Below are 14529 nucleotides of genomic sequence, written 5' to 3' on the forward strand. Positions count from 1 at the left end.
CCTTTGGCCTTTTACGCCAGTATTTGTAACTACTTCGATGAACGCTGAACACCTCACACAGTGTTTTTACACTGTAGCTCTGCCTGAGTTTCTCGATTATCGAGAATTGTTCAGTGAGTCCGACATCAACAGAGCTGTAGCTTTTTTTAATATTTCATTGTGCTCTTCAAGACGAGCAAGTTTCTTTTTTAATTCGCGGATTTCGATTTGTTCAGGCGTCATCGGAGAAGCTTTATGTGAAACTACATGCTGCTATTCTTTAAGTTGGCGAAACCACTTATCCATGGTTGATTTGCCAACATTCATGGCCTGGGCGGCTTCAGCTACCGAGTAGCCTTGGTCAATAACCAACTGTGCGGCTTCTAGTTTAAACTCGGGGCTAAATGTTCTTCTGCTACGTTTTGTCATTGTGTCACCTGTTAGCTTCTGAGGTGATGATATCACCTCTAATCAGGTGGCCAAATTCACCGTACCACTACAGTCTCAGTTCATTCTGAATTTATTAAATTAGTGGGTTATATTCATCTTTCGCTACTTTAAATGACGATATCGCCAACAACCTTGCCTGCTTATGATCAACAATCGGTTTGGGATAATTTATTTTTCCACTTTCAGGCCAAAGGTGTGGTTTATGGATATATTTATCCGGTACGTCTTTTAATTCATACAACCAAGTACGAATAAATTCCCCTTTTGGATCAAAACGTTCGCCCTGAGTTGTTGGATTAAACACTCTAAAATACGGTTGTGCATCGGTGCCTGTCGATGCCGCCCACTGCCAACCTCCGTTATTAGACGCAAAATCGCCATCCACTAGCTGAGACATAAACCACTGTTCACCGGCTTGCCAATGGATCAATAAATCTTTGGTAAGAAAGCTCGCCGTAATCATTCTTAATCGATTATGCATCCAGCCTGTTTGTTTAAGTTGGCGCATTGCAGCATCAACAATTGGGTAACCCGTCAAACCATGCTGCCATGCCGACAATAACTCGCTTGATGGCTGCCATTTCACATTTTGTGTCCACTGCTGGAATGGTTGTCCCCGGCACAAACTAGGGTACGCCACTAATAAATGGCGGTAAAATTCACGCCAAATGATCTCGTTTAACCAGCTAAATGCACCACCCTCAGGCTCATCCATGCACATTGGACTTACCGCCAACAGTGCAGCGATACACTGTCGTGGAGACAGCATGCCTAATGCCAAATACGGAGACAAACAGCTTGTACCATCTATTGACGGTATATCGCGATGCTGATGATAATCTTCGACTTTCTCATAGCAGAATGTTACCAATCGCTGACGGATAGTTTCTTCCTCGACAGGCCATCCCATACTGTCAGCTAGTGGGTAAGTAACCGATATATCATTCTGCTTGAATTTTTTAATTGGGCTAGCTAAAGGTTCAGGTATTGGCAATGGAGATGGTGATAGCGCTCGGAACAGGTTTAGCCACTCTTTTCTAAACGGCGTGAATACCTTGAAGGCTTCACCTTTTTTGGTAAGAACCTTGCCTGGTGTAATGACACAACAATCATCAAATGCACTGAACTTTATCTGTTGTTCTGCAAGTCGATGACCCGTTTTGTCATCACGTTGCAGTTCATTCCACTCATATTGCTTATTACAAAAAACATGCGATATACCGTGATCTTGTACAGTATCCAAGATGACCTGTGGGATCTGTTCGAAATCTGAAACTTCTTTGAAAACAAAAGGGATTCCAATGCTAGCGAGTTGATCACGCAGTACCGGTAAACGGCGGCGGATTAGATCCACTTGCATCGGTGCAATATGGTGCTCATGCCATTGCATCGGCGTGGAAATATATAGACCAATAAGCTGATCGCATCGCTTTGCCGCTTCAGATAAAGCCGTATTATCAACAATACGTAAGTCAGAGCGAAACCAAACTAACCCTACCTGTTTATGCTGACTCATGTTGCCACTCCAGTAATTCAGGATGAATAGCGTTTATACTTCCTGTCGTTAATAGATCTGAATCGGTCGCACTCAGTAACTGCTGTATTTGACTTAAAATATCTTGAGGCAGTTTGTTATCACCATCTATAACTACTTTCTTATCACTCCATGAATTTAAAAGAGGCACCAATGGCGTTAGCCTGCCTTTTAACTTCGGCAGTATGGTGACGTTGTAACCCAGCTCTGATAGCTCAACCGACTTTAGCCAGAACTGAGAACTTGGTTGTTCATCAAAACTCATCAGAATGCATGTTTTTTTATTGCGCTTTCGTGATGCCGCAACCAATGACAAACACCGCTCTTGAAGCACACTTGCCCAAATCACACTTTGTATATCGAGTAAGGGGTTATTAGCTTGCTGTATTTCATGAATAACAGCACGTACAATTTTGTTTTCCAGCACCTTAACTGGGTACTCTTTCATCAACTGTATCAGTTGCCTATCTAATGACACCGCATCTAATTGCGCCAAAGCAGACAGAATATTACGTATCGCTTTCTGACTTTCATTTTGATCATCACCAAAACTTGGGGAAAGTTTGCCAAGCATGGGCTTAACTTTCCCGATGGCGACACCTTTGTTGAGCCACTCAACAATTTCTTTTACTGTGCTGAGGTCTTGTTCAGAATACAGACGGTGTCCTTTATCTGTTCTTATTGGCTTCAGTAGCCCATAACGCCTCTGCCAGGCTCTAAGGGTTACCGAGTTAACACCGGTGATTTCAGAAACGTCTTTTATTGCGTAATATTTTTTTTCAGAGTCCATAGCGTAATTTCAAATCTTCCGGATAGGGGTCAATAAAAGTTTGTAATTGTAGATATGGATCCGGATACTCCCGCAAGTAATGTTTAATCAATGCCATTGGTACGAGAATAGGCTGATGTCCATCTTTATAACTCATGATCAAATCAGAAAGTTCCTGCTTTTGCTCTTTAGTCAGTGAGCGTTTGAAATAGCCTTGCAGATGCATTAATACATTGGTCTTATTTTTTCTTGATGCGCGTTCTTTTATCGCCGCCATAAACTGCAAACGGTATTCGAGGTAAAATTCATTAATATCCCATTCGCTGATATGAGCCACCATGCTGCCCAACGCTTTGTATGCGACTGGGTTATGGGCCATAAGCACCAACTTATAGCGAGAATGAAATTTGACAACGGCATTTGCAGAAAGTTGGTCACGCACTGAATGATAAAAATCATTCAAAGCAAAGATACGAAAAACAAAGTTCTCTCTAAGGACAGGGTCGTTCAATCGACCGTCTTCTTCAACAGGTAGCCATGGCATTTGGGCCATAAGTTCGCGGGTGTAGATACCAACTGAACCACCAGGGATGGTATTGTTGTTAGGAATGTGAAGCTTTACCCGTTCCATGCCACAGGTTGGTGATTTAGCACAGACCACATAGCCACAGAGATCATCAAACTGCGACACTTTCTGCTGGGCAAAGGCAACCATTTTGTCGGTGTAATCGACATCTTGATTTTTGCTATCAACTAGACGAACTTCTTCTGAAGGCAGTTGCAGCAAGCGAATAGCAGGACGTGGTACCTGCATTCCAATACCCACTTCAGGGCAAACGGGCTTAAAGGTAAGATACTTAGACAGCTCATCAACCATAAAACGGTTGAGCTTGTGCCCACCATCAAATCTTACTTTCTCACCCAACACACAGGCGCTAATTCCAACTGGTATTTGCATGACTATCCCTACCTTGTACAAAACTAATATCTTGTACAACGAAGAGTAGTAGAATGGATCAGTTATACAAATATTTTTTTCGTATAAGAGCATCCATATGCATAATTAAGTATTTCGGCACTCACTCTCTATCCATTGCAAGTAGTCGCGATACCCAGCGGTTATAGGCAGTTGAATGATTTCTGGCGTTTCGTAATCGTGATTAGCAAGAATATCGGCTTCTACCTGTGCATACAGTGCCGACGTCGTTTTGATGATGACTAGCTTTTCTTGGTCTTTAGCTACTTTCCCTTGCCAGTGATAGTAGCTTTCAATTGACTGTACTTGCACGCATGCCGCCAAACGTTTTTCTATCAATGAGTGAATGATTTTTTCACCAATCGCACCATCAGAAAACGTTGTCATCACCACACACTTTTCATTCATTTCTACCTGCCTCCACAGCTACAAACATTGTTTGTAAACAATAACAAAAGAGGGAACACGAAGCTCCCTCTTTTAAATACCGTCTAAGAAATTTTAATAACTCGACATTACGGGCATTTAGAAACCATTAACTGTTCAGGATCGCCACTGTCCGAAAACTTGAGACTCCAGACGTACTTTCCTGTTTCAGGCAGAGTCACTGCAGTGTCTTTGCCATAGCCACCACGTTTGAGGTTGGCGACCTTCCCAGGAGATAGCTCAAGTCCATCCGCAGTGAATTGTGGCGACCAATCCTTACTCGCATATTGCATCCTAAATGCACCGGCTTGCTCATCAACAACAACTTGATACGTGTTGTCACCAACATAGCTGTAGGCGCGATTAGATTTGTGCTTCCAACCAGCATCAACAAAGTCCCCGACAACATACAAGGTTTTGCCAACTGGACCAGTACCTTCCACAACAGGATTATCACATTGAGCCATGAAGCCCTCCCCCATCAGTGAAGAAGCCGCCGCAGCAGTGACTACTTTTGTCAATCCGGCCGCTGATGGCTGTTCTATCGACAAAAACTTGGCCTCAAAAGGTGCAAGGCTGATTTGATATTCACCATTGAGAGTGCTGTACACTTTGCCCGTCATCAAATCCACCAGCTGACCTTCTGATGCAATCTCGCTGGCTTTCAATACCACAGTATCTTGATGTGAAGATGTGCTGACCATATAAACTAAAACGTCGTCATCAGCTTGTTTATGGTCGACATATACCGTTTCGTTGGCAACGATATTGATGCGTTCACCACGGCTAAGTGCAGGGTGAGCGGCTCTTAAAGCCATTAATTGAGAAACGTAATGTTTTAAATCACTTTGCTTCGCATTGAGATCAACCGTTATACCATCAATATTGGCACTGGTGCGGGCAACGTGGTCATCACAAAGCCCTCGAACAGCGCAGTCTTGTTCCACTTTATGCGCATACCCCTCAAGCTCATCACCGATTTCTTCACCGTAGTAAAGGGTTATTGGACCAGAATAGGCGGCTTGGAAAGACAATGCCGCTTTATGTCTCTCCCAATATTCAGCTTGTTCCGGTGAGGCTATATTGCCTCGTTGCAGCAAGTCACCAAATCGAACCAAATCATGGTTACCCAACATCAAATTCGGCTGAGCGTGTGAAGGATATAGACTGTGTAAGTTCATACCTTCGTTTAACCATTTGCCACCTTTGTTACCAACACCATTTTCATTAGCAGCAAACGTCTCAACGACCCGGTAGCGGACAGGGAAATCGAAGGCTGAACACAACGCAGGGTCCCCTTCCGCGCCATAACCGGTTTCCTTAATGTAATTCTCGTTATTCCAGATCTCGGCGACCATGTAGCCAAGCGGGTTAACGGTCTCACCCTCAGCATTAACGTAAGTGACAGACTTCGATGCATCATCAACACTGGCTCGAATAGCAGTCCAAGCTTCGGTTGGCACCTGGTAAGCTTGGTCTAAGCGCCAGCCATCAATTTTTAGCTCTTCAATCCAGTAGGTAGCGACTTCTTGATAGAAAGCCAAGCTCTCAGGATAGCTAACTGGGTTACTATCACCGACAGGTAGGCGTCCTTGCGGCGAAGGAACAACATTGTCTTTATGGTGACCAAATACACCATCAAAAAAGACATAAAGCCCCTTTTCATGGGCCTTTTGAACCAGCTCTTTTGCCTGTTCCATGGTGCCAAAACGCGGATCGACAGCAAAATAGTTACTGGTAAAGTAACCCGTTGCATCCAATCTATCTGCCCAATGGTCTTGCCCATCAACAGGAATAGAGTCAAAGATTGGCGTCAGCCATATCGCATTTACACCCAATGACTCAATGTAATCCAGTGAATCTATGATGCCTTGTAAATCACCCTTATGGTGGCTCGTTCCATAGCCAGTACCGTGTCCTATCGCATCATCGCCATTAACGAAGCTCTCAACCATGATTTGATAGATACGCAGGTCATCCGCCTTGGTCATCAAAGTGCTATCGCACATATAGGCATTTGAGCTTACGCTAGCCACATCCACTGCATTATTTGCGCTATTACAGGCAGTTAAAGATGCAGCGATAGCCACTGCAAGGAAAGAGCGTAGATTCCTTTTCACATCGAGTCTCCAAGTTTGTTTTTGTTTTATCTATTATTCATATCTTTAGATGACCTATACCCTCCCCTCTAACCGTAGAGAAAGGCGTAGACGAGGGGGCGTAGAAGCCATATGAAGGAATAAGCGGTGGAAACCAACATCACATTAGGATTAAAAGGAAGGGATCTCCTACAAAATGAGATACAAAGCAAAATCACGCAGCACCCCTAGCAACTTTCCAAACCACATACTGTTAGCAAGGGCTAGTTTTCATGTCACTTTTTGTATGGAGTGCAATGTTCGTGAATAAGCGCTCAAATATAAAAATAAATGCAACCCCATCCCAAAACGTATAAAAAAACAGCACTCATTCAATGTGTAATCATAAACTTGTCTCCCATCTGATTTACACTGATACAATACGCGTAATTAATTTTTGCTTAATGATAGGTACCAACTCATGCAACATGACCAATTTGAAACGCTGGTTAAAGCCCTTTGCGAATTGGACTCTGTTCCACAAGTTCTTGAGGCACTTAAAGCCAATGAGGATACAGAGATTGCTGAAGCTGCAGCATCACTAACCGGTCAATTTAATCTGGCTGAAATCGACGGTGAACAACGCATTTACCATGTTTCACTACAAGAAAATGATGAAGGCGAGCAAGAAGAGTATGTTGAGTGGATCATGAATGTAGGTGATGATGTCATCAAGTTTGTTGCTTGGTTCTTCCTCGACATGTTCGATGTAAAAACAAAAGACGTTTATCAAGCCGCAGGTCGTACTTACCAGCAGCCTAAACGCAGTTAATCAACGTACATCTGAGTCTTATCGGCCGGATAATCACTCACGCCGATAAGACCTGTTATGCCAATGAAGCTCTACGCCTCTGAAAGGGCCATTATCCCGCAAACAACCGCTTACGGTATTCCCTTGGTGAACAGCCGTGATATTGACGAAAACGATGAGTGAAGTTGAATGGGTCTTGATAACCTAACCGTTGTGCGACCATACCAATCGTCCATTCTTGATAATGAAGTAAGTCTACTGCTTTTTCCATGCGAAGCTGAATCAAACGTTGCTGTGTTGAACAGTTATAAAGCTGCTTTATGATCCTATTTAGCTGCTCGGTGCTAAGATAACACTGCTTAGCAATGCCTTTTACGGTCCAGTTTAGGTGAAGCTGTGATTCAATATCATTAATTACACTTTGAACACGCAAAACCGAGTTTGATGGTGCAAGGTTCGCACTACCCAGCATCAAACGTGATAATTCACTCGCAAACAGCTTTCTGTAGCTCGCCCTACCGCCAATTTCGCTGTGTAATAAATTCATAACTGACCACACTTGCTCACAGATCGGGGTATGCTCGACTCGCTGGCCATTTGCCACCAATGGCAACCATTTTTCTACAGGCTTAAGCAGTACCCAAGCCATTTTCCAACCTTTCTTTTTATCTGCCAATTCAAACCGAAATGGCAAACCAGCCGGCAAAATAGTTAGCGTATTAGGCAGTAAATAATATTGCCTGTCCGTAAGGGTTAGCAGCCCCATACCTTCTTGTGTTAGCAATATAGTGTGATTACTTGTGACAACTCGTTCGATCTCATACCCTTCCTCCAACTCTGCCAGTCCGGCCATAAAAAAGCCGCTGTCTGTCAGCTCAGGAAGATCAGACTGAGTAAGAAAGCGCTCTTTACAGGCTTGCGCTAGATAAGCTTCTTCATTCCAATCTGTTTTCGGTTGTACCATGGCAAAACCCACGGTGACAGATTCACACAGGTTTTCTGTACTTTCTAACATGTCACTCCATTTTCTGTTTCGCTATAGTTGCCGTCCATTACCAAGCCGACCTATTTCTAATTGGTATGATTCGGAGACTTACGATGACAACAATTAAAAAAACACAAACAGCACTGCCAAATGACCTCTTTACTCGTATTGCAAAGCTAGCTTTTCCCGTTGCCATTCAAAGTGCCTTGGTAGCAATTCTTGCCCTTGCCGATGTGTTAATGGTTAGCGATTTCGGCCAATCAGCCACTGCGGCTGTCGGTATTGCATCGAAATGGCATTTTGTCGCCATTATGATCATGGCGGGCCTAGCTTCTGCCAATGGCATCCTAGTTTCCCAATATTGGGGGAAAAAAGACAGTGTTCATGCGAAAACGGTAACAATTCAAGCAATGAAGTTAGGCGCCATCATCATGGTACCCGTTACTTTTGTTATCACCGTGTTTGCCCCGCAGATTATGCAGCTTCAGACCAATGACATGGCAGTGATCATGCAAGGCAGCCAGTATCTATGGTATAGCTTTCCCGTTCTGATTCTGACACATGTGATTATTACACTGGAATCTAGCTTGCGTGCTAGCGATGATGCCATACTACCTTTAATTTTAGGTGCTATTACTATTGCGCTGAATATTGCCCTAAATTTCCTGCTAATCAAAGGCGGATTAGGAATACCTGCAATGGGCGTCGCTGGTGCAGCTCTGGCAACAACGATTGCTCGATTCGCACAGGTTTTAATGATGTGTGCCGTACTGGTTTACCGCCAGCATTGGCTCATTGTCAGCCGTGCGATTCGTAATCACCAAACATTGTGGATGACTTACCGTAAACTTGCGATCCCTCATTCGTTAAACGCGCTTCTGTGGGCTCTGGGTACCCTAACCTATCAAATCATTTTTGGTCATATGGGCACGACAGAGCTGGCAGTATTTAGCATGATCGGTCCTTTTGAGTCATTGTTATATTCAGTGTTCATGGGGATTTCAGTAGCTTGTTCGGTATTGATAGGTCAGTCTTTGGGCCGGGATGAGTTTGAAAAGGCACAAGCGATGACTGCCTTTTTCCTGAAGTTTGTTCTGATTATCGGTTTAGGTATGGGGCTATTTCTTTATCTAAACCACCAGTTCGTTCTGTCTTGGTTAAACCTCGACCAAGACGACTTAATACCACTAGCACAACCTGCAATGTACGTTATTAGTATAGGTATCACGTTAAGAATGCTAAACATGATCATCATTAATGGAATTCTTCGGACTGGCGGGGAAAACCTATTTTGTTTGAGAATGGACTTCATCGCGATGTGGATGATTGGTATTCCATTTACAGCCTACGGTGCATTTATTGGTGAGTGGTCATATGGTTGGGTTTATTTAGCTCTGCTGACTGAAGAAGTTGTCAAACTGTCGTTGTGCTTTAACCGGTACTTAAAACGTCGTTGGTTAAACAACCTCACCGTTCAACCTCAACCAGCTGCGGTATAGTTGCCTATTCATCAAAATAAAAAACGGGCTACGTCTATTGGAAGACGTAGCCCGTAATAAACCTTATTTTTAGGCTGCTGCTCTACCTACTACAAGTGAAAACAAAAAGATAGATATTACAGCTGCAAGTAATTTAAGCTCGCGTTTTTTCATATGCGCCTCCTTTAACTGGGCCTAGAATCAAACTACGTACCATCATGATGAAGAAGCCTGTCAGCACTAAGTTCAATGCCAACGACAGCATACTGATCGTCACAATAGGTCCACCAAATCCATATCCGATACTGATCATCAATACACCAGCACCGACTTCACCACGCGGCCACATACCAATAGATAGTGCCAATCGCTCTTTTAATGTTGCTTCTTTTCGATAGCAAAACAGCGGGAACATTTTGCCGATATTCGACACAATAGAAATCATAATGACGTGAAAAGCAATTTCACTCATTTCCATTGCTGGCATCGAAGTTGTAATACTTGAGTTATCTGCTGGCGTCACAGCACCGAAAATTTGGGGTAAGCTCAAACCGACCAACACCATAAAAAGACAAGCTACGGCTGTTGACAGTTTTACATCTTTTGCTGATTCATGCTGAGATTTCATCATACAGCCCAACACAAAGGCTGGTAGCAATACCTCAAAATGAATATCAGTTGAGATGTAGAATATCTCGCAGAGGCCAGCGATCAACACTGAATAGCCAACAATTACGCCTGCAGAAGAGGGAATGTTCCACTTATGTAGATACTTGTAGCCTATAATGAGCAGCGCAAGCATTAGAAGCAAAGTTAAGCCTAGTGCAGGACGCCAGCCGACAACCAAAATGGTCAATGGAACCATCAGCAACACTGTATCAAGGTCATCAAAAATGGCTAATACACGCGCCTTCTTGAACATCCACGTTGCACCAAGCCCAGCAGCTGCAAGCATTGCAAATAGAACACCTGCGGATGTAGGCGCTGCAAAGCGACCAATCACAAGGGTTTCTTTCCATGCACCGGCATTGAACCATAAGTCACTTGGCATCAACACAAAAATAAAATACAGCACAACCGCGATCCAAGGGAATGTTGCCGTGGTCATCGCGACTATGTAATCCCAGCTGTACTGCTTCAGGTTGTTTTTATCTATCTCAAACTCACGCCCTACATTAATCATGATGTAAGCCAATGCCGACATCGTTACAACCATCAGTATAGGTTGCAAGGCGCTATAGCCATCGATGTACAGGGGTAGTAATTGTGATAGGAACAAGCCAACCAAAAGTAAAATTGAATAGAGTATGACTTTTTTCACATTGACACCTTATTAAGAGTAACCTTCATTCTACAAACGTCTTTTATATTTTTATTCTTGAGTATGAATATATTGATTAAACTTATTTCAGTGTTTTATTTAACGTGTATAAAAGTATTTTTCTGTAATGAAAACATGGCAAGCATTTATAACATCAACAAAGCTTAAGCGGTTGTTTCTGCTGTTTACATTATGAAATATATTAAAAGGAGATAAATTAATTTATTAGCGAAGATGAGAAAAAATGAGGTGTTTTTTGTAAGTGCGAATAATAACCTTAACTCGGGTTTTTCTTCAAGTCTTTTCTGTCTAACCGATGTGAAATAATATTTCATCATCAACTGAAGCAACTTTTTACACTTCCAGCCAGAAATATACAACCTTTGCTGATTAAATTCAAAAAACACACTCTACAGCACAAGGCAGGAACGCCATAACAATACTGTACATTCAGCCTTTCACCGCTACGTAAAAACCGACGTCTGCAACATGTGTTTCAATATCATAACTATGATACAGTTCGAAACATGGCCGCTCATCAACCTCCAAACCTGCGATTTTCACCTGATCCAATAGCTTTTTCCAATACCTGGGGTATTCTGACTTACTTCTAACTATTTCACGAAACATACAATATCTTCCCGCCGATAAAACCTGTATACCTACATTACCACTCGCAGTCGTACCAGCAGGAACCGTAAGACAAATATCAGTCCGGCATTTTGACAATTCAGTTGTTTCAGGATCATCGTGATAGATAAACAAGCACTGCCCACCTTGTAAATGGTTCTCTCCTGCCCAACGGTATAAAAGCTCAACAGCGGGCTCATAGTTTTCGCCATAGGGCCCAGTGACCCTGAGATACGCTAAATGGGTTTCGGCAATTTGTTCACTTTTCATCTCATTACCTACACAACGAACTAGTATTAACAATGTAATTTCATTAAACCACACTGGTTCTCAATAAGGTTAGCCTATGTTTGAATGGCTCAAGAATATCTTTAACCCTACCCAGCCCAACCAGGACAATATCGTTGATCAACAGATGCCTGATGAGGAAACTGAAGAGCTTGATCGGTACGCCAAAGGTAGCCCTGGTGACGATTCTCCGTCTGACGGTAGCCATGATGGCGATGGTGACGGAGGGGATTAGTCCTCTGTAGTTGATATATATCAACCCCAAGTGACATACCCCACCACGCTCAACTGCCTCTAACTACACTATTAAAGATAGTTAGACAATCAGTCGGAGGCAGTTATGAGCTTGGTACCTCGAGATTCATGGTTCGACTTCTCACATATGTTTGATCACAACTTCCCTACTTTGAGGCATAGACACGATGCCGATGTCTACTCACCGCGAATCAACATCGTAGAACAAGAGAAGAGCTTTGAAATTACCGCTGACTTACCGGGAGTCAATAAAAGTGATATCTCTGTACAGTTATCCAATGGATCGCTGACTATTGAAGCGGTGACCAAAAAAGACGACCAAGAAGAGAAAGATGGCAAAGTCATTCGCAAGGAGCGCTATGAAGGAAGATTAATGCGCAGCTTCTATCTAGGCCATAATATCCAGCAGGAAGACGTACAAGCGCGCTTTAGTGATGGTGTCCTCACGGTTATAGTTCCCAAAATAGAAGGCGCGTCACCCGATAGCACTAATATTGAAATCAATTAATCGTGCTCTTCGAGAACCAAACAAGAGGCTAGTTTGCTAGCCTCTTTTTTTCTTAACACAATTTGGAATGAAACATCTCTCTCTAAGCCTTATAATGCACTTTCCTTTAGCAACTCTGTTCTTTACCTCATGGCCAAATCAAAACCTGTTGTCAGTATCGAGACGTATGGTATCCATACGACCTGGGATGCCGAATCCAAGCACTTGCCTAAAATCAAGACCTTTACCACCGATGTGCCTGCAGAAATAGACATCGAGTTCGGCTTTACTGTCAATATTAAGAAAGCCCGTGGTGAGAAGATCCGCTATTGTATTTACCACCCAGGTATTACTGATGAGGACGGTGATGAATTGGAACCGTTCGATGGTGAATTACATGTTAGAACCAATGACTGGGATTTTTACCTAGGTGATACTATTTGGGCCCCGATCGCGAATAAAATCGGTAAATGGCGCATGACAATCGAACTTGGCAGTAAGGTAGTGGCTGAGAAGACGTTTAACCTTTACGCCAAAGACGAAGCTGACTTTTGGAAGAAACGTGGATACTGATATCCAAGTAAAAGCAGTACACGTAACACACACTAATTTCTTAGGTTTCTAATGTATACACAACACTCAGCAGATACTGTTATCGTACTCGACTTTGAGACAACTGGCCTTTCGCCAAATATGGGCGACCGCGCCATCGAAATTGGTGCAGTAAAGATTCAAAATGGCATCGTGATCGACCAGTTCCAGCAACTGATGAATCCAGGCTTTCGTGTCAGCAGTTTTATCGAAGGCTACACCGGCATCACCAACGAAATGTTAGAGTCAGCGCCAAGCTGTAATGCAGTCATGGACGAATTTGCTGATTTTATTCAAGGGTATAATCTTATTGCACACAACGCCTCTTTCGACCAGCGATTCCTTGATGCAGAGCTTGAGATGCTAAACCGCCAGTACAGCGGTAGTTTTGTCTGCTCAATGCTATTGGCGCGACGCATTTATCAAGATATACCAAACCATAAGCTCGGCACTTTAGTTAACGAACTTAACATTGAAAACGATGGTACATTCCACCGAGCTTTGGCTGATGCTGAAATGACGGCAAGACTCTGGCAACGTTTAGTCAGTGAAGTAAAAACACAGACTAACCTACAAAAAGTGTCGTTTGATACAATGCGAAAATTGAGTAAAACCAGCAAAGCAGCGATTCCGGCATTATTTAAAAAGATTGCAGCCTAACTCACATAGATAGCTACCACCCTGCTTTATTGGATACCCAAGTATTATTATCTGGGTATCCATTCTGTTTTTAAAACAGCTAATTACAGCAATTTAGCCTGCAGCCATTTTGATATATCCTTGATTTGTGGATAACAAACCTGATGCTCCATGGGATATTCACGCCAATTAGGCATAAAGCCTTTCTGTTTCAAAGCCTCAACAGCCTCTTTACCCATAGCAGGTAAGACAACAGGATCATAACTGCCATGCATGACTTCAATGTCGAGTTGCTTATTGGCGGTGCTAACTTCAATATCATCCGCTGTCGGAAAATAAGTGGATAACGCTAATAACCCAGCCAACGGTTCAGGGTAAGTCAATGCAACGTGATAAGCCACAGCTCCCCCCTGTGAAAAGCCTGCCAAAATTATCCGGTCGCTCCTTATTCCACTAGCAATTTCATGATCCACTAGTTTGGAAATGGCTTGAGCAGAATCCAGCAGTTGCTCAGTATTCAATTTGCGCCCAGCGCCCATCTCAAGGATGTCGTACCAAGCAGGCATCACCATGCCGCCATTAATCGTGACAGGAATTGATGGCGAATGAGGAAAGATAAAACGAATAGCCACTTCCGGCGGTAGGTTTAGTTCGGGAAGAATCGCTTCAAAGTCATGGCCATTAGCACCAAGGCCATGAAGCCAAATAACGGAAGCGCTTGGTGTTTCTGTGGGTTCGACAATTACGGAAGATAAATGTTGTGTCATTGAGTCTGCATCCTGCAATGAAGTGAATTCATGAGTTTATAGTAAAGCCACTTAAGCAGCTATTC

General features: G+C 43.1%; 15 protein-coding genes and 1 pseudogene. 6 read left to right on the forward strand and 10 right to left on the reverse strand.

What is annotated here, in order from left to right; genetic code table 11:
- The 6 genes and pseudogenes from NHN17_RS12330 to NHN17_RS12355 form a co-directional block, all read right to left on the reverse strand.
- A pseudogene (locus NHN17_RS12330) lies at positions 1–408 on the reverse strand (transposase); the annotation flags it as partial.
- Positions 409–502: 94 nt separating this feature from the next.
- The gene (gene phrB / locus NHN17_RS12335) at positions 503–1945 is read right to left on the reverse strand and encodes a deoxyribodipyrimidine photo-lyase (RefSeq protein WP_255042860.1); all 1443 of its coding nucleotides are present in this window, start codon (positions 1943–1945) and stop codon (positions 503–505) included.
- The gene (locus NHN17_RS12340; protein ID WP_255042861.1) at positions 1932–2753 is read right to left on the reverse strand and encodes a MerR family transcriptional regulator; all 822 of its coding nucleotides are present in this window, start codon (positions 2751–2753) and stop codon (positions 1932–1934) included. Before NHN17_RS12340 ends, phrB begins: the two co-directional genes overlap by 14 nt.
- Entirely contained in the window at positions 2743–3690 is a 948-nt protein-coding gene (locus tag NHN17_RS12345; protein ID WP_255042862.1) for a YbgA family protein, read from the reverse strand. Before NHN17_RS12345 ends, NHN17_RS12340 begins: the two co-directional genes overlap by 11 nt.
- A gap of 105 nt (positions 3691–3795) precedes the next feature.
- The gene (gene cutA, locus NHN17_RS12350; RefSeq protein WP_255042863.1) at positions 3796–4116 is read right to left on the reverse strand and encodes a divalent-cation tolerance protein CutA; all 321 of its coding nucleotides are present in this window, start codon (positions 4114–4116) and stop codon (positions 3796–3798) included.
- Positions 4117–4223: 107 nt separating this feature from the next.
- On the reverse strand, positions 4224–6284 hold the full coding sequence (locus tag NHN17_RS12355; protein ID WP_373689561.1) for an alpha-amylase family glycosyl hydrolase: 2061 nt from the start codon (positions 6282–6284) through the stop codon (positions 4224–4226).
- Between the two features lie 409 nt (positions 6285–6693).
- Here NHN17_RS12355 and NHN17_RS12360 point away from each other — a divergent pair, with 409 nt between their 5' ends.
- Positions 6694–7044, forward strand: coding sequence for a hypothetical protein (locus NHN17_RS12360; RefSeq protein WP_255042865.1), 351 nt, complete (start codon positions 6694–6696; stop codon positions 7042–7044).
- Between the two features lie 91 nt (positions 7045–7135).
- Here NHN17_RS12360 and NHN17_RS12365 read toward each other — a convergent pair whose 3' ends face one another.
- Entirely contained in the window at positions 7136–8038 is a 903-nt protein-coding gene (locus tag NHN17_RS12365; RefSeq protein WP_255042866.1) for an AraC family transcriptional regulator, read from the reverse strand.
- An 83-nt stretch (positions 8039–8121) separates the two neighbouring features.
- On the opposite strand from NHN17_RS12365, the gene NHN17_RS12370 reads away from it, so the two are divergent.
- A complete protein-coding gene (locus tag NHN17_RS12370) occupies positions 8122–9507 on the forward strand; it encodes an MATE family efflux transporter (protein ID WP_255042867.1) in 1386 nt (461 codons plus the stop codon).
- Positions 9508–9640: 133 nt separating this feature from the next.
- On the opposite strand, the gene NHN17_RS12375 is transcribed toward NHN17_RS12370, so the two are convergent.
- Both NHN17_RS12375 and NHN17_RS12380 read right to left on the reverse strand, forming a co-directional pair.
- On the reverse strand, positions 9641–10807 hold the full coding sequence (locus tag NHN17_RS12375; RefSeq protein WP_255042868.1) for a sodium:proton antiporter: 1167 nt from the start codon (positions 10805–10807) through the stop codon (positions 9641–9643).
- 450 nt (positions 10808–11257) lie between these two features.
- Complete coding sequence (locus tag NHN17_RS12380; RefSeq protein WP_255042869.1) at positions 11258–11707, reverse strand: AraC family transcriptional regulator; 450 nt, start codon at positions 11705–11707, stop codon at positions 11258–11260.
- Positions 11708–11783: 76 nt separating this feature from the next.
- Between NHN17_RS12380 and NHN17_RS12385 the strand changes: the two genes are divergently transcribed.
- From NHN17_RS12385 to NHN17_RS12400, 4 genes are all read left to right on the forward strand, one after another.
- The gene (locus NHN17_RS12385; RefSeq protein WP_255042870.1) at positions 11784–11960 is read left to right on the forward strand and encodes a hypothetical protein; all 177 of its coding nucleotides are present in this window, start codon (positions 11784–11786) and stop codon (positions 11958–11960) included.
- A gap of 105 nt (positions 11961–12065) precedes the next feature.
- Positions 12066–12488: an Hsp20/alpha crystallin family protein gene (locus tag NHN17_RS12390; protein WP_255042871.1), complete on the forward strand. Its 423-nt coding sequence runs from the start codon at positions 12066–12068 to the stop codon at positions 12486–12488.
- A gap of 129 nt (positions 12489–12617) precedes the next feature.
- The gene (locus NHN17_RS12395) at positions 12618–13040 is read left to right on the forward strand and encodes a DUF3859 domain-containing protein (RefSeq protein ID WP_255042872.1); all 423 of its coding nucleotides are present in this window, start codon (positions 12618–12620) and stop codon (positions 13038–13040) included.
- A gap of 51 nt (positions 13041–13091) precedes the next feature.
- A complete protein-coding gene (locus tag NHN17_RS12400; protein ID WP_255042873.1) occupies positions 13092–13718 on the forward strand; it encodes a 3'-5' exonuclease in 627 nt (208 codons plus the stop codon).
- Positions 13719–13801: 83 nt separating this feature from the next.
- Here the strand turns inward: NHN17_RS12400 and NHN17_RS12405 are convergent, their stop codons facing one another.
- Positions 13802–14464 (reverse strand): alpha/beta hydrolase, encoded by a 663-nt coding sequence (locus NHN17_RS12405; protein ID WP_255042874.1) that lies wholly within the window; start codon positions 14462–14464, stop codon positions 13802–13804.
- Positions 14465–14529: the final 65 nt, after the last annotated feature.

Source organism: Photobacterium pectinilyticum, assembly GCF_024357955.1.
In the GTDB taxonomy this organism is placed as follows: Bacteria; Pseudomonadota; Gammaproteobacteria; order Enterobacterales; family Vibrionaceae; genus Photobacterium; species Photobacterium pectinilyticum.

Excerpts from the sequence above, each read along its gene's own strand:
- phrB (WP_255042860.1), bottom strand. The coding sequence starts at position 1,945 with ATGAGTCAGCATAAACAGGTAGGGTTAGTTTGGTTTCGCTCTGACTTA.
- NHN17_RS12340 (WP_255042861.1), bottom strand. The coding sequence starts at position 2,753 with ATGGACTCTGAAAAAAAATATTACGCAATAAAAGACGTTTCTGAAATC.
- NHN17_RS12345 (WP_255042862.1), bottom strand. The coding sequence starts at position 3,690 with ATGCAAATACCAGTTGGAATTAGCGCCTGTGTGTTGGGTGAGAAAGTA.
- cutA (WP_255042863.1), bottom strand. The coding sequence starts at position 4,116 with ATGAATGAAAAGTGTGTGGTGATGACAACGTTTTCTGATGGTGCGATT.
- NHN17_RS12360 (WP_255042865.1), top strand. The coding sequence starts at position 6,694 with ATGCAACATGACCAATTTGAAACGCTGGTTAAAGCCCTTTGCGAATTG.
- NHN17_RS12365 (WP_255042866.1), bottom strand. The coding sequence starts at position 8,038 with ATGTTAGAAAGTACAGAAAACCTGTGTGAATCTGTCACCGTGGGTTTT.
- NHN17_RS12370 (WP_255042867.1), top strand. The coding sequence starts at position 8,122 with ATGACAACAATTAAAAAAACACAAACAGCACTGCCAAATGACCTCTTT.
- NHN17_RS12380 (WP_255042869.1), bottom strand. The coding sequence starts at position 11,707 with ATGAAAAGTGAACAAATTGCCGAAACCCATTTAGCGTATCTCAGGGTC.
- NHN17_RS12385 (WP_255042870.1), top strand. The coding sequence starts at position 11,784 with ATGTTTGAATGGCTCAAGAATATCTTTAACCCTACCCAGCCCAACCAG.
- NHN17_RS12390 (WP_255042871.1), top strand. The coding sequence starts at position 12,066 with ATGAGCTTGGTACCTCGAGATTCATGGTTCGACTTCTCACATATGTTT.
- NHN17_RS12395 (WP_255042872.1), top strand. The coding sequence starts at position 12,618 with ATGGCCAAATCAAAACCTGTTGTCAGTATCGAGACGTATGGTATCCAT.
- NHN17_RS12400 (WP_255042873.1), top strand. The coding sequence starts at position 13,092 with ATGTATACACAACACTCAGCAGATACTGTTATCGTACTCGACTTTGAG.
- NHN17_RS12405 (WP_255042874.1), bottom strand. The coding sequence starts at position 14,464 with ATGACACAACATTTATCTTCCGTAATTGTCGAACCCACAGAAACACCA.